The 22342-nt window shown below is 72.5% G+C and carries 21 protein-coding genes; 10 read left to right on the forward strand and 11 right to left on the reverse strand.

The window, feature by feature from the left end; all coding sequences use genetic code 11:
• Nucleotides 1-38 precede the first annotated feature (38 nt).
• The 3 genes from K8F61_RS12600 to K8F61_RS12610 all read right to left on the reverse strand — a co-directional run bounded on the left by K8F61_RS12600 (nucleotide 39) and on the right by K8F61_RS12610 (nucleotide 3173).
• On the reverse strand, nucleotides 39-944 hold the full coding sequence (locus K8F61_RS12600; protein WP_067249308.1) for a carbohydrate ABC transporter permease: 906 nt from the start codon (nucleotides 942-944) through the stop codon (nucleotides 39-41).
• A complete protein-coding gene (locus K8F61_RS12605) occupies nucleotides 941-1864 on the reverse strand; it encodes a carbohydrate ABC transporter permease (RefSeq protein ID WP_217996239.1) in 924 nt (307 codons plus the stop codon). Before K8F61_RS12605 ends, K8F61_RS12600 begins: the two co-directional genes overlap by 4 nt.
• A gap of 70 nt (nucleotides 1865-1934) precedes the next feature.
• Nucleotides 1935-3173, reverse strand: a complete 1239-nt coding sequence (locus tag K8F61_RS12610; protein ID WP_067249310.1) for an ABC transporter substrate-binding protein — start codon at nucleotides 3171-3173, stop codon at nucleotides 1935-1937.
• A 197-nt stretch (nucleotides 3174-3370) separates the two neighbouring features.
• Here K8F61_RS12610 and K8F61_RS12615 point away from each other — a divergent pair, with 197 nt between their 5' ends.
• From K8F61_RS12615 to K8F61_RS12640, 6 genes are all read left to right on the forward strand, one after another.
• On the forward strand, nucleotides 3371-4570 hold the full coding sequence (locus K8F61_RS12615; RefSeq protein ID WP_084344813.1) for an ROK family transcriptional regulator: 1200 nt from the start codon (nucleotides 3371-3373) through the stop codon (nucleotides 4568-4570).
• Entirely contained in the window at nucleotides 4567-5592 is a 1026-nt protein-coding gene (locus K8F61_RS12620; protein WP_231819359.1) for a Gfo/Idh/MocA family protein, read from the forward strand. Before K8F61_RS12615 ends, K8F61_RS12620 begins: the two co-directional genes overlap by 4 nt.
• Nucleotides 5589-6623, forward strand: coding sequence for a Gfo/Idh/MocA family protein (locus K8F61_RS12625; protein ID WP_231819360.1), 1035 nt, complete (start codon nucleotides 5589-5591; stop codon nucleotides 6621-6623). Before K8F61_RS12620 ends, K8F61_RS12625 begins: the two co-directional genes overlap by 4 nt.
• Before the next feature lie 123 nt (nucleotides 6624-6746).
• Complete coding sequence (locus K8F61_RS12630) at nucleotides 6747-8003, forward strand: aminotransferase class III-fold pyridoxal phosphate-dependent enzyme (RefSeq protein WP_231819361.1); 1257 nt, start codon at nucleotides 6747-6749, stop codon at nucleotides 8001-8003.
• Complete coding sequence (locus K8F61_RS12635) at nucleotides 8000-8770, forward strand: amidohydrolase family protein (RefSeq protein ID WP_231819362.1); 771 nt, start codon at nucleotides 8000-8002, stop codon at nucleotides 8768-8770. The genes K8F61_RS12630 and K8F61_RS12635 overlap by 4 nt, the downstream gene beginning before the upstream one ends.
• Nucleotides 8767-9567 (forward strand): amidohydrolase family protein, encoded by an 801-nt coding sequence (locus tag K8F61_RS12640; RefSeq protein WP_231819363.1) that lies wholly within the window; start codon nucleotides 8767-8769, stop codon nucleotides 9565-9567. Before K8F61_RS12635 ends, K8F61_RS12640 begins: the two co-directional genes overlap by 4 nt.
• Before the next feature lie 85 nt (nucleotides 9568-9652).
• Here the strand turns inward: K8F61_RS12640 and K8F61_RS12645 are convergent, their stop codons facing one another.
• The 6 genes from K8F61_RS12645 to K8F61_RS12670 all read right to left on the reverse strand — a co-directional run bounded on the left by K8F61_RS12645 (nucleotide 9653) and on the right by K8F61_RS12670 (nucleotide 15173).
• Entirely contained in the window at nucleotides 9653-10273 is a 621-nt protein-coding gene (locus K8F61_RS12645) for a DUF305 domain-containing protein (protein ID WP_231819364.1), read from the reverse strand.
• Between the two features lie 103 nt (nucleotides 10274-10376).
• Nucleotides 10377-10820 (reverse strand): DUF6153 family protein, encoded by a 444-nt coding sequence (locus K8F61_RS12650; protein WP_231819365.1) that lies wholly within the window; start codon nucleotides 10818-10820, stop codon nucleotides 10377-10379.
• Between the two features lie 331 nt (nucleotides 10821-11151).
• Nucleotides 11152-11535: a RidA family protein gene (locus tag K8F61_RS12655; protein ID WP_067249788.1), complete on the reverse strand. Its 384-nt coding sequence runs from the start codon at nucleotides 11533-11535 to the stop codon at nucleotides 11152-11154.
• A gap of 52 nt (nucleotides 11536-11587) precedes the next feature.
• Entirely contained in the window at nucleotides 11588-12319 is a 732-nt protein-coding gene (locus K8F61_RS12660; protein WP_231819366.1) for an IclR family transcriptional regulator, read from the reverse strand.
• Between the two features lie 2 nt (nucleotides 12320-12321).
• A complete protein-coding gene (locus K8F61_RS12665; RefSeq protein WP_231819367.1) occupies nucleotides 12322-13914 on the reverse strand; it encodes an N-acyl-D-amino-acid deacylase family protein in 1593 nt (530 codons plus the stop codon).
• 8 nt (nucleotides 13915-13922) lie between these two features.
• The gene (locus tag K8F61_RS12670) at nucleotides 13923-15173 is read right to left on the reverse strand and encodes an alanine racemase (RefSeq protein WP_231819368.1); all 1251 of its coding nucleotides are present in this window, start codon (nucleotides 15171-15173) and stop codon (nucleotides 13923-13925) included.
• Nucleotides 15174-15337: 164 nt separating this feature from the next.
• Between K8F61_RS12670 and K8F61_RS12675 the strand changes: the two genes are divergently transcribed.
• Nucleotides 15338-15940 (forward strand): bifunctional 4-hydroxy-2-oxoglutarate aldolase/2-dehydro-3-deoxy-phosphogluconate aldolase, encoded by a 603-nt coding sequence (locus K8F61_RS12675; RefSeq protein WP_067249798.1) that lies wholly within the window; start codon nucleotides 15338-15340, stop codon nucleotides 15938-15940.
• Nucleotides 15941-16171: 231 nt separating this feature from the next.
• On the opposite strand, the gene K8F61_RS12680 is transcribed toward K8F61_RS12675, so the two are convergent.
• Complete coding sequence (locus tag K8F61_RS12680; RefSeq protein ID WP_231819369.1) at nucleotides 16172-17515, reverse strand: MFS transporter; 1344 nt, start codon at nucleotides 17513-17515, stop codon at nucleotides 16172-16174.
• Nucleotides 17516-17692: 177 nt separating this feature from the next.
• Here K8F61_RS12680 and K8F61_RS12685 point away from each other — a divergent pair, with 177 nt between their 5' ends.
• Entirely contained in the window at nucleotides 17693-18412 is a 720-nt protein-coding gene (locus tag K8F61_RS12685) for a helix-turn-helix transcriptional regulator (protein WP_231819370.1), read from the forward strand.
• Between the two features lie 63 nt (nucleotides 18413-18475).
• On the opposite strand, the gene K8F61_RS12690 is transcribed toward K8F61_RS12685, so the two are convergent.
• On the reverse strand, nucleotides 18476-19954 hold the full coding sequence (locus K8F61_RS12690; protein WP_231819371.1) for a lipase maturation factor family protein: 1479 nt from the start codon (nucleotides 19952-19954) through the stop codon (nucleotides 18476-18478).
• 82 nt (nucleotides 19955-20036) lie between these two features.
• Between K8F61_RS12690 and K8F61_RS12695 the strand changes: the two genes are divergently transcribed.
• The gene (locus tag K8F61_RS12695; RefSeq protein WP_231819372.1) at nucleotides 20037-20507 is read left to right on the forward strand and encodes a VOC family protein; all 471 of its coding nucleotides are present in this window, start codon (nucleotides 20037-20039) and stop codon (nucleotides 20505-20507) included.
• A gap of 122 nt (nucleotides 20508-20629) precedes the next feature.
• On the forward strand, nucleotides 20630-22114 hold the full coding sequence (locus K8F61_RS12700) for an HNH endonuclease signature motif containing protein (protein WP_231819373.1): 1485 nt from the start codon (nucleotides 20630-20632) through the stop codon (nucleotides 22112-22114).
• Nucleotides 22115-22342 lie beyond the last annotated feature (228 nt).

A 22342-nucleotide genomic window follows, 5' to 3' on the forward strand; every position in this document is an offset into this window, starting at 1 on the left:
TCGGGGACGGCGAGGCCGCGGGCGTGAGGGCGGGCGGCTCAGCCCTTGATGCCCGAGCCGGTCACGCCCTCCTGCACGTAGCGCTGGGCGACGAGGTAGGCGAGGAAGATGGGCAGCAGCGCCACGACGGACCCGGCGAGCATCGTGCTCAGCGGCACGTTCTGCTGCTGGAGGGAGGAGATGCCGACGGTGAGGGTGAACATCGCGTTGGACTTGGCGATGATCAGCGGCCACAGGAAGTCGTTCCAGTGCCACAGGAAGACGAAGATGCCGAGGGTCGCGAGGATCGGCTTGCACAGCGGCAGCACGATCCGCAGGAAGATCCGGAACTCCCCGGCCCCGTCGATCCTCGCCGCCTCGAACAGGTCGTCCGGCAGCCCCTGGATGAACTGGCGCATGAGGAACACCGCCTGCGCGTTGGCGAGGGTCGGGAGGATGAGCCCCCAGTACGTGTCGATCCCGCCGAGTCCCGCCATCATGATGAAGGTCGGGATCAGGGTGACGTGGAACGGGACCATGACCATCGCCAGGAACGACCAGAACATCACCTCCTTGCCCGCGAAGCGCTTCTTGGCGAAGGCGTATCCGGCGAGCGCCGACAGGAACAGCACCGCCACCACGGACACGAGCGAGTAGACGAGGGTGTTGCCGAGCCAGCCGATGAGGTTCTGCCCGCTGAGCACCTGCGTGTACGAGTCGAAGGACAGGTCCCAGGGCAGCAGCGAGCCCGGCAGCTCCACGACCTTCCCCGGCTTCAGGCTCAGCACGACCATGGCGTAGAACGGGAAGAAGCTGAGCACGGCCGCCAGCCCCAGCCAGATCCAGCGCAGGACCACGCCGATCCCGGTCGGCTCCAGGGCGCGGTAGGAGCGCGAGCGCACGGGCGCCGGACGGCGGCGCCCGCGGGGCGTCTCGGTGAGGATCTGCTCGGTCGCGGTGGTCATTTCTGCCTTCCGATCACCAGGCGCTGGATGAGCGCGACGACGAGGGTCATGACGAACAGCGCGACGCCGACGGCCGCGGCGTAGCCGTAGTCGAAGTACTTGAAGCCCTGGTCGTACAGGAGGTAGACGAGGGAGTAGCTGGCGTTGGCGGGGCCGCCCTGCGTCATCACGTAGATCACGTCGAAGACCTGGAAGGCGGCCGTGGTCTCGATCACGGCGAGGAAGAAGATCGTGGGCCGAAGGTACGGGAGGATGATCCACCGGAACCGCTGCCAGGCGTTCGCGCCGTCCATCAGCGCGGCCTCCTCCAGCTCCCGCGGGACGTCCTGCATCGCCGCGATCATGATCATCATCCCGTAGCCGAAGCGGGACCAGACGCCCACGACGACGATGGCCGGGAGGACGAGGACCGTGCTGCCGAGCCAGGATCCGCCGAGTCCGAGCGGGGTCATCAGCGCCGACCACGGGCCGTTCGCGGAGAAGATCCACACGAAGATCGATCCGGCCAGGACCAGCGAGGTGATGACGGGGAGGAAGAAGACCGAGCGGAAGAAGCGCGAGCCGCGGAAGCTGCGGCGCACGCCGAGCGCCATCACGGTGGAGAGCACGAGGGCGATCGGGACCGCGAAGACCGTGTAGAGGACGGTCGTGCTGAGCGCCCGCCAGAACAGGGGGTCCGCGACGAGGCGCTGGAAGTTCTCCAGCCCCTTCCACGCGATCTCCCCGGAGATGTCGTACTCGAACAGGCTCAGGGCCACGCCGACGATGGTGGGGCCGAAGCGGAACGCGAGGAACAGCAGGAAGGCCGGCAGCACGAACAGCAGCGCGATGCGCGCCTCGCGGCGGGCGAGCACGCGGGTCACCGCGCCGGCCGGGCGGTCCGTCGCGACGGGCTTCTTCGCGGTCGTCAGCGTCGTCATGGGCACCTCTTCGTCCGTGGTCCGTTCGGGAGGAGGGCGGGGGCGCACGGTCGCGCCCCCGCCCCGGTGACTACTTGATGAGGGGCGCCGCCGCCGCTGCGGCCGCCTTCAGGGCGTCCTCGGGGCTCTTCTGCCCGAGCAGCGCCGCCTGGATCTCCGGGGACAGCACGCCCATGAGCGCACGCGAGCTCGTCGCGAGCTGGCCGACCGTCGTGTCCGGCACGTACTTCTCCACCTCGCCGAGCAGCGGGTCGTCGGCGTAGATCGGGTCCGTCGTGCTGAGCGCCGAGAAGAAGCCGGACATCTTCAGGTACGGCTGGATCACCTCGGCGCCGGTCGCGTACTCCGCGAACGCGGCGGCGGCCTCGGGGGCCTTGGATCCCTTCAGCACCGAGAGCGAGCCGACGGTGCCGTAGGCGACCGGCTTCTCGTCCTTCAGCGGCGGGAGCACCTTCACGTTCTCGGCGCCCCAGAAGGGCTCGAGCTCCGTGACGGAGTTGTTGAAGGTGCACGCGACCTTGCCCTGGGCGACCGCGGTCTGCTCGAGCGGGACGGTGGTGGTCAGCGCCTCGGGGTCGAGCGCCTTCTGCTCGGCCAGGCCCGTGAGGAAGGTCAGCGCCTTCTCGCCCGCCGCGCTGTCGAAGCCGACCTGGCCGTCCTTGTCGTAGACCTCGCCGCCGGCCTGCCACAGCAGCGGGTAGAAGGTGAGGTTGAGGGTGTTCTCCGCCGAGGCGGGGTAGTTCATCAGGTACATCCCCTTCTCCGCGAAGACGGGGGCCAGCTTCTCCATGTCGTCCCAGGTCTCCGGGTACTCCGTGACGCCGGCCTGCTCGAAGACGGAGGCGTTGCACAGCAGCGTCATGGCGCTGGTGAGCAGCGGAGCGCCGAGGATGTCCCCGTCGATGGTGACGGACTCCTTGACGTTGGGCAGCAGGTCCTTCTGCCGCTCGGCGCTGAGCAGGTCGTTCAGCGGGGCGATGGACTTCTGGTAGGCGGCGAGCTGGTCCGGGATGAGGTAGACGAGGTCGGGGCCCTTGCCGGCGGCGATCGCCGTCTGGAGGGCCTCGTCGCGGTTCGCCCACGGGAAGATCTCGTAGTCGACCGTGATGTCCTCGTGCTCCTTCTCGAACGCCTCGATGGTGTCGTCCCAGAAGCTCTTGTTCGCGGCCTCATCGGCGACGACCGGGTACAGCCACAGGGTGACGTGCTTGTCTCCGCCGGCGGCCTGGCCGCCTCCCGCCGAACATCCGGCCAGGAGGGCCAGGGCGGCGACGCCCGCAGCCACTCCGGTGAACGTGCTGACGCGCATGGTGCTCCTTTGCTTGAACCGTGCAGGGTAGAGCCCATTATGACACCACGGTGTGATAATGAGTCAAGCCCCGGTTTCCAATGAACGTCAAGCACAGGTTCGGGATCCGCCCCATGGATCCCCTGTCGCTCGCGAATTACGTGAGGTTGCTGTGCTATTTTGAACGCCAACCGGCGACGGCGTCGAAAGGAGCGAAGATGCCCGAGAGGACACCCCCGCCGATCATCGCGCGCTGCGCCGTGCACCTGCGGGACGCGGGCGATGCCACGGTCAACGAGATCGCCCGCACGCTGGAGCTGTCCCGCACCTCCGTCGAGAACGCCGTCTCCGCGCTGACCGACGCGGGGGTCGTCGCCGAAGCGGCGGGCGGCGGTTCCGCCGGACGGGCCGGACGCCCGGCCCGTCGCTACGCCTTCGTCGCCGACGCCGGAGCCGTCGTGGGCGTCGACATCGGCGTGGCCAGCGTCCGGGTGCTCGTCGCCGACCTCACCGGCAGGGTGATCCGCCAGCACCGCTTCGAGGGCATCGCCCAGCAGCCCGACGGCGCCGCCAAGCTCGCAGTGGTGATCGCCGACATCCGTGCAGCGCTCGCCGAGGCCGCGGTCCCCGCCTCACGGGTCCGCGCCATCGGCGTCTCCCTCCCCGGCCTCGTCGAGGACTCGGGCCGGGTGATCGCCTCCGTGGTCATCCCCGACTGGTCCGGGGTCGACATCGGCGCGCAGCTGCACCAGGCGTTCGGATGCCCGGTGTCCGTCGACAACGGCGTCCGCCTGGCGGCCGTCGCCGAGCACCACCTGGGGGTCGCGCAGCTGGTCGACGACGTCGTCTACCTCTCCGTGGGCAACCGCATCGCCATGGGGCTGATCCTCGCCGGGCGACCGCGCCGGGGCGTCCACAACGCCGCCGGCGACATCGGCCGCCTCGCCTTCCGCGGCATCGACGCCGACACCGGGCAGATCCGCTGGCGCACCGCCGACACGGCGGCCGGCGTCTTCGCGCTCGCCCGCGAGGGGCACTCCGGCGCGCAGGAGGAGATCGCCGCGTTCGTCGACGAGCTGGCGCACGGCATCGCGACCCTCGTCATGACCATCGACCCGGCCATGGTCGTGATCGGCGGCGGCCTGTCCGGAGCGCACGGCGCCCTGCTGGATCCGTTGCGCGCCGCCCTGCCCCGCCACATCGGACTGCCCTTCGAGGTCCCGCTCGTGGAGGCGCGCCTCGGCGCCGACGCCGCCGCCCACGGCGCCCTCGTGCACGCCTTCCGCCGGCACGCCGACGCCGTGTACGGCATCGAGGGGATGCCGGTCCCGCCGGTGACGCCGCAGCGCCGCCCCGGCACGCCGTCCGCACCCGCCCCGACCACCGATCCCGTCCCCGTCGCAGAGGAGCATCCATGACCACGTTGACCGTCGGCCTGATCGGCGCGGGAGGGATCTCCCGCGTGCACGCGGACGCCTGGCGCGCCCTCGGTGCGACCGGGTACGTGACCTCCCTCCAGGGTGCGGAGGCGATCGCCGAGGAGTACGGCTTCACCGTGGTCGCCGACGTCGACGCGCTGATCGATCTCGTCGACATCGTGGACATCGTCACGCCCAGCAGCACCCACGCCGACCTGGCGCTGCGGGCGATCGCGCGGGGCCGCGACGTGGTGTGCGAGAAGCCACTGGCGGCGACGGCGGAGCAGGCGCAGCGGATCGCCCTGGCGGCGGAGCAGGCGGGGGTGCGACTCTTCCCGGCGCACGTCGTGCGGTACTTCGGCGAGTACGCGGCGATCAAGGCGGCGATCGATGCCGGACGCCTCGGGACGGTCGCCGTGCAGCGGTTCAGCCGCGCCGGGTCCGCGCCGCGGACCCCGTGGTTCTTCGCCGAGAGCACGGGCGGGGGCGTGATCCGCGACCTGATGATCCACGACATCGACCAGGCGATCTGGTTCGCCGGCCCGGTCGCGTCGGTGTACGCGGTGCAGAATCCGCCGACGGTGGACGACCGGGTGCCGACGCCGGTCACCGCGCACGTCGTGCTGACGCACCGCAGCGGCGTGGTCAGCCACCTGCACGCCAGCTGGGTCGCCGAGGGCATGCCGTTCCGGACCAGCGTCGAGGTCGCAGGATCCGAGGGGCGCATGCGCCATGACAGCGCCGAGGACGCCGCCGTGCGCACGGACGCCGTCCTCGCCGAGGGGAGCACGGACTATCTGCCTCCGATGTCGCCGCAGGAGAGCCCCTACTACGCCGAGATCGCCGACTTCGTCGCCGCGCGACGGGAGGGGCGCGACGCGCGGATCTCCCCCGCCGACGGGATCGAGGCCGTGGCCGTCGCCGAGGCGGCCTACGCCTCGATCGCTGCGGGCGCCCCGGTCGCGCTCGCATCCGCGCCGCCCCCCGCATCCGCCCGTGAGACCGAGGAGGTCGCCCGATGACCACCGCCCCCGCCCCGCTGCGCGTCGCCGTCCTGTCCTTCGCGCACACCCACGCGATCAGCTACGTGCACGCCCTGAAGGCGATGCCCGGCATCGAGCTGATCGCCGCCGACCCGGACGGCGCCGCGGCCCCGGACGACGCGCCCCGGGGTGCGGAGCTGGCCGCGCAGCTCGGCGTCGCCTACGTGGAGAGCTACGACGAGGCGTTCGCGTGGAAGCCGGACGCCGTGGTCGTCGCCTCCGAGAACTCCCGGCATCGCGCCCTCGTCGAGCGGGCGGCGGCCGCGGGCGCGCACGTGCTGTGCGAGAAGCCCCTCGCGACCACCCCCGCCGACGCCGCCGCGATGCAGGAGGCGTGCGAGCGGGCCGGGGTGATCCTCATGGTCGCCTATCCGGTGCGGTTCGCGCCCGCGTTCCGCGACGCGCTCGCCCAGCTCCGCGGCGGGCGGCTCGGCGCCGTCCTCGGGGTGACCGGGACGAACAACGGCAAGCTGCCGCAGGACCGGGCCTGGTTCACGGATCCGGAGCTCTCCGGCGGCGGCGCCCTCGTCGACCACGTCGTGCACTGCGCCGATCTGCTCGACGAGCTCCTCGGCGAGCGCGTGGCGACCGTGCGCGCGGTCTCGAACCGCATCCTGCACGGTCAGCGGGACCTGACCGTGGAGACCGGCGGGCTCGTCACGCTGCGGTATCCGAGCGGCGTCGTCGCGACGATCGACTGCTCCTGGAGCCAGCCGATGAGCGCCGCCACGTGGGGCGGGCTGACGCTGCAGATCATCGCCGAGCGCGGCACCGTCACGGTCGCGCCCTTCGCCAAGGGCGTGGCCGGGCACGACGCGCACGGCGAGACCTGGGACCCGGTCGGCGCGGATCTCGACGCGCTGCTGCTCGCGGAGTTCGTCGCCGCGGTGCGCGAGGGCCGCCGGCCGCAGCCCGACGCCGGAGTCGGCGTGCGCACGGTCGAGATCGTCGCCGCGGCCCAGGCCTCCGCCGCCCGCGGCGGCGAGGTCACCCCTCTCCCCTCCCCCTGACCCCCCGCTGCCCTCCCCGGCCCTCCTCTTCCCCGGTTTTGGGGTCCGAACCGGGACGATCCACCCCCGACCCGGACCCCGATCCACCGGAACCCGCCCCGAACCCGAGACCAGGAGCACACGATGACCGACCCCGCCGGCAGCGTCGCCGGACACCGCCCCGGCTGGCGCGAGCGCGCGCTCGCGGTGATGCCCGTGGGATCGAGCACGAACTCCAAGGCGCCGCAGCTGCTCCCCGAGGAGCCCGAGGTGATCGTGCGCGGCGAGGGCTGCCGGGTCTGGGACGACCGCGGGCGGGTGTTCATCGACTACCGGTGCGCCCTGGGCCCGGTGATCCTCGGCTACGCGGATCCGCGCGTGGACGACGCGATCCGGGCGCAGCTCGCCGACGGGATCCTCTTCGGCCATCCCCATCCGCTGGAGACGACGACGGCCGAGCTCCTGTGCTCGCTCGTCCCCGGCGCGGAGGCGGCGCGGTTCCTCAAGAGCGGCGGCGAGGCGCTGGCCGCCGTGATCCGGATCGCCCGCGCCGCGACCGGCCGCGACCGGGTCGTGCAGATCGGCTACAACGGGTGGCTGAACTCCCTCGCCCCCGGCGCGCGGATCCTCCCCGGCGCCTCGTCCGCCGCGGTCCCCGGCGTCCCGGCCGCGCTGGCCGCCCTGCACCACGCGGTCGAGTGGGAGGACCGCGACGCGCTCACCTCCCTGTTCGCGGAGCACGGGGACGAGATCGCGCTCGTCCTCGTCGCCGCCGACTACCCCGGGCTCCCGGACGCCGCCGGCTTCGCCGCCTTCCTCCGCGGGCTCGCGGACCGGCACGGGGCCCTCCTCGGCTACGACGAGATGGTGACCGGGTTCCGCGTCGCGCTCGGCGGCATGGCGGCGTACACCGGGGTCGTCCCTGATCTCGCCGTGTTCGGCAAGGCCGTGGCGAACGGCATGCCGCTGTCCGTCTACACCGGCCGCCGCGACGTGCTCGCCGTCCTCGACCGCGGCGAGGTGGTCGTCACGTCCACCTACGGCGGCGAGACCCTGTCGCTCGCCGCGGCCACCGCCACCATGACCGCCTTGCGCGACGACGACGTGCTCTCCCGCATCCACCGCCGCGGCGCGCACCTGCGGGACGGGATCGAGGCGATCCTCACGGGCGCCGGGCTCGACGCGCACCTGCGCGGACACCCGGCCTGTCCGCAGTTCGTCGGGGACGACGAGCATCTCCGCCCATTCCTGCGCGCGGCCTTCGCCCACGGCGTCTCCCTCTACCGAGTGGTGTACGTGAACGACGCCCACTCCGACGCCGACATCGACGAGACCCTCGCCCGCCTCGCCGACGCCGCCGCAGACGCCGCCCGCGCGCTGCGCATCCGGGACCACGCATGAGCACGCTCGCGGCGGAGCTTCCGGGGATCGACGCGCACACGCACCTGGACGGCGGCCGCTTCGATCCGGCCGTCCTGGAGCTGGGCGAGCGGCTCGGGATCGGACTGTTCCTGTGCAGCAACCTCGGCGCGTTCCAGCCCCACCCCGGGATGGACGAGGTGAGGGAGATGAACGGCGTCCTGGCCGGCGAGCTGCGCCGGCACCCGGAACGCCTGCGCGGCTACTGCTACGTCAATCCGCGCTTCGGGCGGGAGGCGCTCGACGACCTCCGCCGCAACGTCGAGGACCGGGGGATGATCGGCGTGAAGCTGTGGATCGCGACCCTCGCCGACGACCCGCTGACGGATCCGATCCTCGAGTACGCCGCGGCGCATCGCCTGATCGTGCTCGCCCATGCCTGGCGCAAGACCGTGCAGCGCTTCCCGTACGAGTCGACGGCCGTCCACATCGCCCGGGCGGCGGCCCGCCACCCTGAGGTGCGGTTCGTGATGGCGCACCTGGGCGGTCAGCCCGACACCGCGGCGGACGTGGTCCGTCCGCACGCCAACGTGGCCGTGGACACGTCCGGCACCATCATCGGCGCGGGGGAGGTGGCGCTGGCCGTCCGCCGGCTCGGCGCGGACCGCGTCGTCTTCGGATCCGACCTGCACCACATCGACCTCGCCGCGAACGTCGGGAAGGTGCTCGGCGCCGGGCTCGACGCCGAGCAGGAGGAGCGGGTGTTCGGCGGGAACCTGCGGCGCTGGCTCGCGGAGGTCGGGTCGTGACCGCCCGGAGTCGCGCGCTCCTCGCCTCCTTCGCGGCGCTCGGGGCCGTGGACACGACCTGCCACCTGGGTACCTGGCCGTCCCGGCTCGCCGCGTCCGCCGATCCGGACAGGCTCCGCGCGTACGCCGCCCGCCACGGGCTGCGCGCGCTGTGGGTCGGCCACCTCGCGTCCCTGTTCGGGTTCGACACCCGCTCCGGCAACGAGGCGCTGATCGACGCCTGCGGGGCCGATCCGCTGTTCGTCCCGTTCGCGGTGCTCGACGCGGGCTCGCCGACGTGGGCCGCCGAGCTGGACGGGGCGGTCGCGGCAGGCTTCCGGGGGATCCGCGTGGCCCCCGCGCACCACGGCACCCCGGTCGGCGCCCTGGTCCCGGTGCTGCAGGCGGCGCAGGAGCACGGGCTTCCCGTGCAGCTGCTCGTGCGACTCGACGACGCCCGCGTCCGTCATCCCCGCTCCCCGGTCACGGATCCCGAGCTGCACCACATCGCCGACCTCATCCGGGCGGCTCCCGTCGCGCCGCTCGTGCTGAGCGGCCTGAACCGCGGCGAGGAACGCGAGCTGCGCCGGCACTTCGGCGACGATCTTCCCGCGCACGTGCACCTGGACCTGTGGCACGTGAACGGACCCACCTTCGTCGCCGACGCCCTGGCGGAGGAACCCGGTCGCTGGGTGTTCGGCAGCGGCTTCCCGATCCAGACCCCGGAGGCGACGATGCTGCAGCTCGCCGCCGCGGCACTGCCCCCGGAGGACCTGCGCCGGATCACGTCCGGCACGGCGACCTCCCTCCTCCCCTGACGCGTTCGGGGCCCGGAACGGGGCGATTCCACCCCATCCCGGACCCCGAACGACCGGTTCCCGCCCCGAACGGCGGGAGCGCCGATCAGAGCGCGGTCAGCAGATCACGCATCTCCTGGATCTCGGCGGTCTGGGCGTCGACGATCGCCTGCGCGAGCGCGAGCGCCTCGGGACTCTCGCCCTTCGCGAGCTGGTCCTCGGCCATCGCGACCGCGCCTTCGTGATGCACGATCATCTGCTCCAGGAACAGCCGGTTCGCCTCGGAACCTGCGGCGGCCTCGAGCGCGGCCAGGTCGTCCTCGCTCATCATGCCGTCGCCGTGGTCCATCGGGCCGGAGGGCTCCGCCACGCCCCAGTCGGCGAGCCAGCCGCGCAGCTGCTCGATCTCCGGGGCCTGAGCGGCCTTGATCCGCGTCGCGAGGTCGACGACGCGCGGGTCGACGCCGTCCTTGCCGAGCACCAGGTCGCTCATCTCGATGGCCTGCTCGTGGTGGCCGATCATCATGCCGGCGAACATTGCGTCGGCGTCGTTCGCCTCCGTCCCGGACGCCCCAGGGCTCGCCGTGGTCGGCGCCTCGGACATCCCGGGCATGCCCTCGTGGGATCCCGCCTCGGGATCCGCCGCCGCGCAGCCGGCGAGGACGCCGACGGCGGCGAGCGAGAGGGCGCCGAGCGCCACGGTGCGGGGAAGCGTGCGAATGGTCATGATCTCTCCTTGGGTCGTGGATGACGCGTCCGACGGACGTCGGGCGCAAGCGTGCGGCGCGCTCACCGGCGATGCCCGGGGAACGGAGCGCGACGCGCGCGGGTCATCTGCGATCGATGCAGAGGAGGAGGAGATCGGGCGGGGCGGCCGGGGGCGCACCGGCCCGGGGTGGGTCGTCGCCGATCGCACGCGGCGCCGCGACGACCGCGGCCTCCGTCGGCGGGGCGGGCGAGGTCGGATGCGGCGCGGGTCCGAGCACGCAGGACTCCGGGGCGCCGTGCTCGGCGGCGTCGGCCGCGGCGGGCCCGGCGGTCGCGGTGGATCCGGCGGGATCGGCGGGTCCGGCCGGTGCGGCGGGTACGGCGGGATCGGCGGGTGCGGCGGATGTGTGGTCGGGAGCGGGCGCATGGGCGGCCGGCGCGGAGGCCGCGGTGGCGGGTCCGTGCGACCCCACGCCGTGGAGGCCGAGGACGTGCATCCCGAACAGGCCGAAGAGCAGGGAGAGGACGAGGACGATCGCCCCCGGCGTCCCGATCCGCGTGCGCATGAGTACCCTTCCCGGGTACAGGATACCGCCCCGGGTCACCGCGTTTCGACTCGCTCCGCTCGCTCAACGACCGAACAGGCACCCCCACCGGTCGTTGAGCGAGGAGCGCAGCGACGAGACGAAACGGACCCAGCCCGGGTCACCACGTTTCGACTCGCGGAGCCCCGCACTGAGCGAGCGCAGCGAGTCGAAGTGTCGCTCAACGACCGGGAACGGATCCACCCCCGGGTCACCGCGTTTCGACTCGCTCCGCTCGCTCAACGACCGGGAACGGGGCACCCCCACCGGTCGTTGAGCGAGGAGCGCAGCGACGAGACGAAACGCGCGGAGCCTACGCCTGGGGGAAGGCCGCGACGACGTCGATCTCGACGAGGATGTTCGCCAGCTGCGAGCCCACCGTGGTGCGCACGGGGTACGGCGCGGTGAAGAACTCCTCGTAGGCGGTGTTGAACTCGGCGAAGTCGGCGAGGTCCGCCAGGTGCACGGTCGACTTCACGACGTCATCCATGGTCAGGCCGTGCACGGCCAGCACGGTCTGGATGTTGCGGAGCACCTGCCGGGTCTGGTCGGCGACGTTGTCCGCGATCGCGTGGTCGTTGGCCGGGTCCTGCGGGCCGAAGCCGGCGGTGTACAGGAAGCCGTTCGCGACCACGCCGTGGCTGTACGGGCCGGCGGGCGTCGGGGCGCCCTCCGCGTAGTATCCGGTCTGAGGCATCTCTTTTTCCTTCCTATCGGTTGAGGTCATCGGAGGGGCGGTTCCCCTCGGGTCATCCGAGCGCGCGGGCGATCTCCGCCGCGGTCTCCCGCAGCATCGGCACCCGCGCCTCCAGCCGGGACAGCGGCTCGGTCGCGCGCAGCGCGGTGACCGACACCGCCCCGACCACGCCGGCGGGCACGACGATGGGCGCGGCGACGCACCCCACGAAGTCCTCGAACTCGGCGTCGTCCACGGCCCAGCCGCGGCGGGCGGCCTGGGCGAGGTCCTCGTCCAGCGCGGCCCGGGTGGTGAGCGTGTTCGCGGTGTGACGCCGCCACTCGACGCGCGCCAGAACCGCGTCGCGACGGTCGTCGGGGAGGGCGGCGAGCACCGCCTTGCCGAGCCCGCTGCAGTACGGCAGCACCGCCGCGCCCACGCGCGAGTACATCCGCACACCCGCGGCGTCCTCGACCTTGTCGACGTACACGATCTCGTCGCCGATCAGCGCGCCCACGTGCACGGTGTTGCCCACGGCCCGGTGCAGGCGCCGGACGTGCGGATACGCGGCCGCGCGCAGGTCGAGCTGCTCGAGCGCGGCGTTGCCGAGCACGGCGAGGCGCAACCCCAGTGCGTACCGGCCGTCGCCCTGCTTCCGCACGAAGCCGACCTCCTCGAGGCTCTGCAGCTCGCGGAACATGGTCGAGCGGTGCACGTCGAACCGCTCCGCCAGTTCGGCGACCGTCTGCGGATCCGCGGCGAGGGCCGAGAGGATCCGGGCGGCGCGCGTCACGCTCTGGGACACGATCAGCCCTCCCCCGCGGTGCGGCGCAGGCCACGGCCCGGTCGCGCGCCGGTCGGCGCGCCGTCGGCGAGCACGGGAACGCCGGCGACGAACACGTCGTCGATGCCGACGGCCATCGACGTCGGTTCCTCGTAGGTGGCGGTGTCGGCGACGGCCTCCGGATCCACGAGCACGAGATCCGCCAGAGCCCCGGGCGTGACGGCTCCGCGCCGCCCCAGACCGAAGCGGCGGACCGGAAGGGCGGAGAGGTGGTGCGCGGCGTCGGCCCAGCTCCACGTGCCGAGCTCGCGGACGTACTCCCGGAGGAAGCGCGCGAACGTGCCCGCCGCGCGCGGATGCGGGTGCGCGCCGATGAAGATGCCGTCCGAGCCGCCGATGTGGCCAGGATGGGCGAAGATGCGTGCGAGCTCGGTGCGCGGCCGCGGATGCCGGACCGCCATGACCGCGCTGCACTCCATCCGGGAGGCGGCGAGCACGTCGAGCGCGAGGTCCAGAGGATCGGTGCCCGCCTGCCGCGCCGCCGCGCGCAGGGTGAGCCCGAGCGCCCACCGCCACTCCGGGGCGGCGATGTGCGCGAGGGTGATCATGTCCGGCCAGTCCGGGCCGAGGCTCGGGCTGGAGGCGGCGCGGGCGGCGCCGATCGCCCGCAGCTGCGCGCGCCGGACCGGATCCCGCAGCACCGCGACGGCCTCGTCCGCGGGGAGCGCCGCGACCTCGGGCGGCAGCAGGGGCATGCCGAGCAGGGTGCATCCGCGCACGTAGGGATAGGCGTCGAAGGTCGCGTCCACGCCGGAGGCGGCGAGCGCGTCGAGCTGCGACAGCACGATGTCCGCGTCGGCGTGGAAGTGGGACACGTGCACGGGCAGCGGCGCGCCGACCTCGGCGCGGGTCCGGTCGGCGATCTCCGCCACCTCCGCGAGCCCCGCCGCCGTGCCCGCCTCGTAGCCGCCCCGCATGTGGGTCACATAGACCCCGCCCGCGCGGGCGACGGGAGCGCACAGTGCGGCGATCTCCTCCGCGTCCTGGAAGATCCCGGGGACGTAGTCGAGTCCGGTGGACAGGCCCAGCGCCCCCTCGGCCATGCCCTGGGCCACCGCGGCGGCCATCCGGCGCACGGCCTCGGGGCCCGCTGGCCCTGCCGCACGGCCGCAGGCCTCGAAGCGGACGGTGCCCGCCGGGATCAGGTAGCCGACGTTCACCGGCGACGACCCGTCCGCCTGCTCCAGGAACGCCCCGATCCCGCCGCCGCGGTACGAGGGATGTGCGCCGTTGATCGCGGCGAAGTAGGCCGTCGCGTAGGCGCCGTCGCCGGGCGCGTACGAGACGCCGTCCTGCCCGGCGATCACCGTCGTCACCCCCTGCCGCAGCAGCGCCGTGGTCACGTCCGGATCCTGCAGCCGCCCGTCGGCGTGCGAGTGCGCGTCCACGAAGCCCGGCAGCACGATCCGGCCCGAGGCGTCCAGGACCGCGTCGTCCTCCTCCGCGGGGACCTCGCCGACGGCCGCGATCTCCTCGCCGACCACGGCCACGTCGGCCCGTGTCACGCCCTCGGGTCCGACCACCGAGCCGCCGCGCAGCACCGTCCGTCTCGACATGGTCGTCCTCAGAAGTAGGTGCGGACGAGCCCGACGACGACGTCGGATCCGGCGGACTCGACGACGGGGACGAGCCGCCACTTGTCGAACGTCGTGCACGGGTGCGAGAGCCCGAAGCGGACGACCGACCCGATCGGCAGGGCGGCGCCGCGCACGTACGAGTGCTGGTCGTTCATCGCCGAGACCGTGGCCTCGACGGGGCTCCAGGGCCCGGCCAGCTCGGCGGCCGCGGCGCGGGGGATCGGCAGGCCCTCGTCGTAGGGGAGGTCGCGCTTGCCGGCGTCCACGAGCACGAGGTCCGCCTCCGGCGCGGACACCACACGCGCGATCCCGTGCATGGCGTTGCGGAAGCGCGGGCCGGCGTCGGCCGGGTCCGCGGCGCCCTCGTCGAACGGGGAGATGCCGCGGTAGAAGCCGTCGTCGTGCACGATGTACGCCCCCGAGCGCAGCACGAAACGCGTCCGTGCGTCCCGTTCGGCGCCCGCCCACACGTCGGCGACGAGGTCGAAGTACGCGCTGCCGCCCGCCGTGAGGTAGAGCTCCCCGTCGTCGTAGAGCGGGGCGAGGGCCCGGTGCAGGTCGAGCTGCGCCTCGAGGTAGCCGCGCACCGCCGCGAGCCCGGCTGCGGAGCGGTCGTGCGCGAGGCTGCCCTCGTAGCCGGCGACGCCGGCGAGGCGGAGGACGTCGGAGGCGGCGATCCGCTCGGCGATCCGCCGCGCCTCCTCGATCGAGCGTGCTCCCGTGCGCCCGCCGGCGGCGCCGAGCTCGACGCAGACGTCGACGGGACGCGGCGTGCCGGCCTCGCGCAGCGGCGCCTCCATGGCCTCGACGGTGGCGACCGAGTCCGCCCAGCAGACGAAGCGGAACCCGGGATCGGCGAGCTCGCCGGCGAGCCAGGCCAGCGACCGCGGGTCCACCGCGGCATTGGCGAGCATGATCGAATCCAGCCCGAGGCTGCGTCCGGTGCGGACCTGCCCCATGGTCGCGAGCGTGATCCCGAGCGCTCCCGCGTCGGTCTGGCGGGCCCACAGCTCGGGGGCCATGGTCGTCTTGCCGTGCGGCATCAGATCCAGACGGCGCTCGGCGCACCAGGCGGCCATCGTCTCGACGTTCGCGCGCATGGCGTCGTCGTCCAGGACGACCAGCGGCGTCCAGAACTCCTCCAGGCGGGGCCCGGTCGCGAGGAACTCCTCGACCGTCATGCCGATGGCCCGCGCCGGCAGCCCCTTGTCCTGTGCGGTCAGCCGCGCGTCATCCATCTCCGTCATCCTTCCGCCTTCTTCCTGGGTTGTGCATATGTCGCAACGGTCATTGCACCATACGCATCACGGGTCGCATCATGGGACCGGCGCCGGCGCGCCCTGTCCTGCCCGGACGGCGCCGGCCGGGCGCCGCCGAGAAGCCTCCGGAAGGACCAGGGACCATGACCGACAACACCGCATTCGACGACCTCTTCGGCAGCGTCCCGCTGATGGCGATCCTGCGCGGTATGGGCGTGGAGCGCACGCTCGCGACCGCCACGCGCGCGTGGGACCTCGGGATCACCGCCGTCGAGGTGCCGGTGCAGAGCCCCACCGACGTCGAGGCGCTGCGCGTGCTGGCCGCGGCCGCCCGCGAGCGCGGGCTCACGGTGGGAGCGGGCACGGTCGTCTCGGACGAGCACGTGCGCCAGGCCAAGGAGGCCGGCGCCGCGTTCACCGTCAGCCCGGGCCTGGACCTCGACGTCGTGCGCGCCTCCCACGACGCCGGGATGCCGTCGCTCCCCGGCGTGTCGACCGCCACGGAGGTGCAGCGGGCCCTGGGTGCGGGGCTCACCTGGCTCAAGGCCTTCCCCGCGTCGCTGCTCGGGGCCGACTGGTTCCCCGCGATGCGCGGGCCGTTCCCGCAGGCGCGGTTCGTCGCCACCGGCGGCATGGACGCGGGGAACGCCCGGGCCTTCCTGGACGCCGGGGTGCGGGTCGTGGCCGTCGGGTCCGCGCTGGACGACGAGAGCCAGCTCCCCGCGCTCGCGCGCCTGCTGGGCTGACCCCCGGTCCGCCCTCCGGGGCCCGATCCGAACGCGACCCGGGCCCCGATCCGTCCCGCCGCCGCCCGATCTGCACACCCTGTCCCGATCTGCACAGCCTGTCCCGATCTGCACAGGCGTCGAGTCCGTCGGTGTGCGGAACGGGACGACGTGTGCAGATCGGGACGACGCCACGGGCGGGCGCGCCACGGACGGAGCAGAGGGGGACGGAGCGGAGGGGGACACGGGTGCTCAGGAGGGGCGGGCCGGGGCGATCTCGTGCAGGCGCCCCGCGCCTTCCACGTCCGGACGGATGGAGGCGACGAGCGTCGCGATGACGCCGACGACGGCGATCACCGCGGCGTACGCCACCACGGGCCAGAACGCCCCTCCCGCCGCCGCGACCAGGGCGGTGCAGATGAGCGGGGCGAGCCCGCCGCCGAGCGTGTTCGACATCTGGTAGCCGATGTTCACCCCGGTCGTGCGTGCCTCCGGATCGAACATCTCGACCAGCATCGTCGACAGCGTGGCCTGCATGGCGACCCCGAAGACGACGAACCCGAGGATCTGTCCGAGCCAGATGAGCCACATGTTCCCCGTGCTGAACAGCATGAACGCGGGATAGACCATCGCCGCGAAACCGAGGCAGCCGATGATGTAGACCGTGCGCCGGCCGATCCGGTCCGAGATCGCGCCCCACAGCGGGGCGACCACGATCTGCAGCAGACCGACCATCATCGTCCCGGCGAAGCCCATCCATGCGGGGAGGTGCTTGTTGGAGACCATGAACGCCAGGCCGTAGGTCAGCACGACGTACCCGGCGATGGACTGCGGCAGGCCGATGAGGATCCCCATGATGGCGTTCTTCGGGTGACGGAAGACCTCGACGAGGGGGTTCGGCTTCTTGCCCGACGTCTCGATGTGCAGCGTCTGGGTCTGCACGAACTCGTCGGACTCCTCCAGGTGCCGCCGCAGGATGACGGCGACGATCGCGAGCACGATCGACAGCACGAAGGGGATGCGCCAGCCCCACTCCAGGAACCACGAGCCGGGGACCAGGCCCAGCGCGGCCATGAGTCCGCCGGAGAAGACGTTCGCGATCCCGGCGCCGCTGATGAGGAAGGCGCCGTAGAGCCCGTGCTTGCCGGTGGGCGCGTTCTCGACGACCATCGTGGCCGCCCCGCCCATCTCGCCGCCGACGAAGAAGCCCTGCAGCAGGCGGAAGAACAGCAGCAGGAGGGGAGCTGCGACGCCGATCGCCTGATCCGAGGGGATCAGTCCGATGCCGGCGGTCGCCACCCCCATGCCGATGACCGTGCTCAGCAGCACGACCTTGCGTCCGACGCGGTCACCGATGATGCCCCAGACGATCCCGCCGATCGGACGGAGGAAGAAGCCCACGGCGAACGTCGCGAACGAGGAGAGCTGGGCGATCACCGGGTCGTTCGCGGAGAAGAAGACCGCGGGGAACACCGCCGCGGACGCGAGGCCGTAGAGGTAATAGTCGTAGTACTCGATGAGGGTGCCGATGGCGCCACCGGCGACGTTTCGGCGCTGCACGCGGGACAGACCGCGCGTCGGGGCGAGGGTGGTCATGGCGAGCCTCCTTGCTCTGCGTGATCCGCCCGGCGGGCGGGAGGAGGGGATCCGGGTCCGATCCGGTCGGATCGGGGGGTGCGCATTCGGGATGGGCGGGGATAAGCTAACAGTCGGATAGACATTCTGTCCAGCACCCAGATTTTTTGTTCAACCGATGCGGGTTCGGGAGCGACGATGACGACGACACGCACAGCGCCGGAGGAGGCCGTGGCCGCCCTCGCCGGCGAACGACGCACGTACGAGAGCGCCGAGCAGGTCCTCGAGGTGTACCGGCCGGTGATGCGCGCCCTGGCCGCAGCGGCCGGCCCCTCCGTCGAGATCGTGCTGCACAACCTCGACGGCGCCGACGTCGACCTCGGGCACACCATCGTGGCGATCGAGAACGGCCACGTCACGGGGCGCGCGGTGGGCGGCCCGTCGACCTCGCTCGGCCTCGACGTGATGAAGGACCGGAAGAAGGATCACGACGCCTACGGATACACCGGCTTCACGTCGGACGGACGAGAGTTGCGCTGCTCCTCGGTGTACTTCCGCAACGATGCCGGCGACATCATCGCCTCGCTGTGCGTCAACGTGGACCTGAGCCCGCTGAAGAACGCCCGCCAGCTGCTGGACGCGCTGCTGCCCGCCGTCCCGGCCGACGAGAACGCGCCGCGAGAGCACTTCGGCACGGACCTCGTGTCGGTGATGGACTCGATGATCACGGACGCCATCGCCGAGGTCGGCCACCCCGTGGCGCAGATGTCGCGCGAGGACAAGATCGCCGTCCTGGAGCGGCTGGACCGGCGCGGCGCCACACAGATGCGCAAGTCGGTCGAGGCGATCGCGAAGCGCCTCGGCATCTCGCGCGTGACCGCGTACGCCTACCTGGAGGAGGCCCGCTCGCGCACCTGAACCCGCGCCGCCACCGGTCGTTGAGCGAGGAGCGCAGCACCGAGACGAAACGCGCCACCCCGGTCAGCGGCCGATCGGGCGGACCACGACCCGACGGCGGTCCCGCACCCAGACGTCGCCCGTGGCACGGTGCTCGGCCCGCGTCGTGAAGCGGTACCGGTACGACACGGCCCGCACCCACCGCGGCGGGCGCCCCTCGAACGGATCGCGGGCGAGCAGCCGCAGCGTCGCCGGGTCGGCCTCGAGCAGCCGCCCGAGGAACCGCCCGAACCACTCCTCCAGGGACCACCCCAGCGGCAGGAACCACATCAGCCAGTCCAGCCGCAGGTGGTACGGCGCGAACTGCCGGGGGATCCGCGCCACGTCCCCCGGCTTGCCGCGGAAGCCGTACTCCTCCCACCGCGCGCCCTCCGGATCCGGATCCTCGGTCCCTTCGACGACGATCTCGATCCGCACCTTCGTGACCGACCCGAAGGCGCCGTACGCGTTGGCGAGCTGCCAGCGGGTGAACGAGGCGTTCATCTGCTGGTCGCGTGAGGCGAGGTTGCGCAGCGCCGGCCATGACAGCACGAGGTACCCGGCCGCGACGATCCCCGTCACGACGAGCCAGGGCACGGGGATCCCCCCGAACGGTCCGGACCAGGCGCGCGCGTCGCCGGACCCGGGGATCCCGATCGCGGAGCAGGCGAGCACGATCGTCGCGGCGTTCAGCCACGCGAAGTTCCCCGTGAGCACCAGCCAGAGCTGGGTCGCGATGACGATCCCCGCGCCGACCATCCCGACCACGGCGCCGATGCTCGCGAGCGCCGGCGCCGCGTCGCGGAACAGTCCGAGGATCGGCGCGAACAGCAGCCACGGCGCCCCGAGCTGCGCGACGTGGTTCCCGACGACCTCGAGCCGGTGGAACCACGCGGGCAGCAGGTGCGCCTGGCGGCTGAGCGGCCCGGGCATCGGCTGGGTCTCGTGGTGGTACATCAGCGCCGTGAGATCGCGCCACTCCCGCCCGCCGCGGATCTTGATCATCCCCGCGCCGAACTCCAGCCGGAACACCAGCCACCAGAACAGCACGATCACGACGGTCGGCGGCGGCTGATCCCCCGACCCGAGGAACGCGGCGAGGAACCCGGCCTCCAGCAGGAGCATCTCCCACCCGAAGCCGTAGAAGGTCTGACCGATCGACGAGATCGACATGTACCCCAGCCACAAGGCGAGGAAGCAGAGCATGGGCGCCCAGGGCGGACCGAGCTGAGGGAGACCGGCGACGACCGCGGAGGAGACGACCATGCCCGCGACGCACAGGGCGACGAGGCGCCGGTCCGTGTACCGGACGTACCGGAACAGCGTCGGGCGCAGCAGTCGGGCGCGCTCCTTCCGCTCCCCGATCCACTCCAACAGCTCGGGGGCCGGCAACAGGCCCCGTTCGCCCAGGAGCGGGCGGAACTGGTTGAGCGTGGAGAGGAACGCGACGAGGTAGAGCGCGGCGATGCCGCGCTGGAGCACCTCGCGCGCAAGGCCGAAGTCAACGGCCGCGAACCCGTCCATGGCGGAAGGCTACGCGCGCCGCGCCGGGGCGGGAACGGGGGTTGCGCTTCCGCCTCCGGAGCCCAGGCCCGAGGATGAGGGCATGACCGCCGACGCGCATCGCCCCCGCCAGCTCCGCCTCATCATCGAGACCGACGACTTCGATCAGGCGCTCCGCTTCTACCGCGACGTCCTCGGCATGCCCGAGCAGCTCGCGTTCGCCACCGAGGGAGACGACCGCGTCGCGATCCTGCACGCCGGGATCGCGACGATCGAGCTCGCGACGCCGACGCACGCGCGGAACGTGGACGAGGTCGAGGGGGCGCCGCATGCCCCAGGCACCCTGCGGATCGCGCTCGAGGTGGCTGACACCGAGCACGCCGTCGCAGTCACCCGCGAGGCCGGAGCCGACATCCTCGCCCCGCCGGTGCGGACGCCGTTCCGAAGCCTGAACGCCCGCGTGCAGGGTCCGGCCGGATGGCAGGTGACGTTCTTCCAGGAGCTGGAGTCGATCGAGGAGCGCGCCGCACGGCCGGGGTTCACGACCGATGAGGACCGCCCCCGCGGCACCTGACGTCGGCGGCGTCTCACGAGAGGCTCCGCCTTCACCACGTGTTCGAAGTGATGTTCTATCATGTTCTCCACAGGTCGACCGTCAGACCGGGCTATGTCGTAGCTTTGTTCTATGCTGAGGTGATGGTGCACAACTCGGATCTGTATCTCGCTCGCAGCGGCGAGATCGTCGAGCGGTGCCGGGAGCTGGATGCCCGGATCGCTCGGCTGGAGGCGGAGAAGGCGGAGCTGCTGGGGGAGCGCGTCCGGCTTCTCCTGGATGAGGTGCCGCCGGGGAGCGCGGGGTTCGAGGCCGCGGAACGGTCGATGTTCGCCGAGGTGTCGGCGGGACTGAAGGTGACGCGGTTTGCGGCGACGAAGGCGCTGGCCACGGGGTTCGCGCTGAGTGACCGGTTTCCCGCGACGGCGTCGGCGCTCCGGAACGGGGCGATCTCGCGGCGGCATGCAGAGGTGATCGTCGACGGCGCCGCTCCGCTCGGAGTAAGCGCGACGGACGCACACCGTGCGTACGAGGGGCAGGTGGTGCCGTACGCGTCCGCGGAGACGCCGGCGCGGACGCAGGCGTTCGCGCGGTCGGTGGTGGCCGCCGTGGCGCCCCGCACCGCCGTGGAGAGGCACGCACGGGCCCGTGACGATCGACGGGTGACGGTCCAGGATGTCGAGGACGGGATGAGCTGGCTCTCCATCCTGATGCCCTCCGTGCTCGCCCACGCGGTGCACGAGAGGGTGACGGGGATCAGCCGGGGCATCCGGGCGCTGCGCGCCGCAGGCGGCCGAGGCGCGTTCGGGCACGACGCCTTCGAGCACGACGCGTTCGACCACGACGAGTCCGGGCACGACGCGGTCCCGAACGGCGTGGACTCCGGCGGCGCGCCGGGAGCCGCCCGGGAGTCCGGGCGCCTTCCGCTCATGGGCGAGGAGGTGTCGACGGAGGACGAGGACGAGGTCTTCGCCTTCGAGCAGATCGTCGCCGGTCTCGGAGAACCCCGCGCCGCCGAGCGCACCCTCGACCGGATCCGTGCCGACGAGCGCACCCTCGACCAGATCCGCGCGGACGTCGTCACCGACCTCCTCCTCGCCGCCCGCACCGACACGCTCCACGCGACCGGGACGGCGGCGATCCGACCGACCGTGCAGGTGACGATCGCGGCGACCACCCTCGCCGGTGTCGATGACCGGCCGGCGGAGCTCGACGATCACGGTCCGGTCCACCCCGACCTGGTCCGGGCGCTCGCCGGCGGAGCGGAGCACTGGGAACGGCTGTTCCTCTCCCCGACGGGGATGATCACCCGCACCGACAGCTACGCCCCGACCGAGCGGATGCGGCGCCACCTCCGCGCGCGCGACCGGCACTGCCGATTCCCCGGCTGCCGGATCCCTGCGCGCGCCAGCCAGATCGACCACAACCACGACCACGCTCGCGGCGGCCCCACGACGATCGACAACCTCGCCCACCTCTGCCCCGCACACCACGCGCTCAAGCACCCCGACCAACCCGACCGCTGGCGATGGACCGCACGACAACGCGACGACGGATCCCTCGTCTGGACCGACCCCACCGGACACGTCCACACCGACACCGCCCCACCCCGCGTCCAGTTCACCTGAGACACCGCACCCCGGTCGTTGAGCGAGGAGCGAAGCACCGAGACGAAACGGCTCACAGCCCCGGGTCACCACGTTTCGACTCGCTCCGCTCGCTCAACGACCGAAGAGCCGCGCCGCCCCCGGTCGTTGAGCGAGAAGCGAAGCACCGAGACGAAACGGCTCACAGCCCCGGGTCACCACGTTTCGACTCGCTCCGCTCGCTCAACGACCGAAGAGCCGCGCCGCACC

This window comes from Microbacterium resistens, assembly GCF_021172025.1.
Classification (GTDB): Bacteria; Actinomycetota; Actinomycetes; order Actinomycetales; family Microbacteriaceae; genus Microbacterium; species Microbacterium resistens.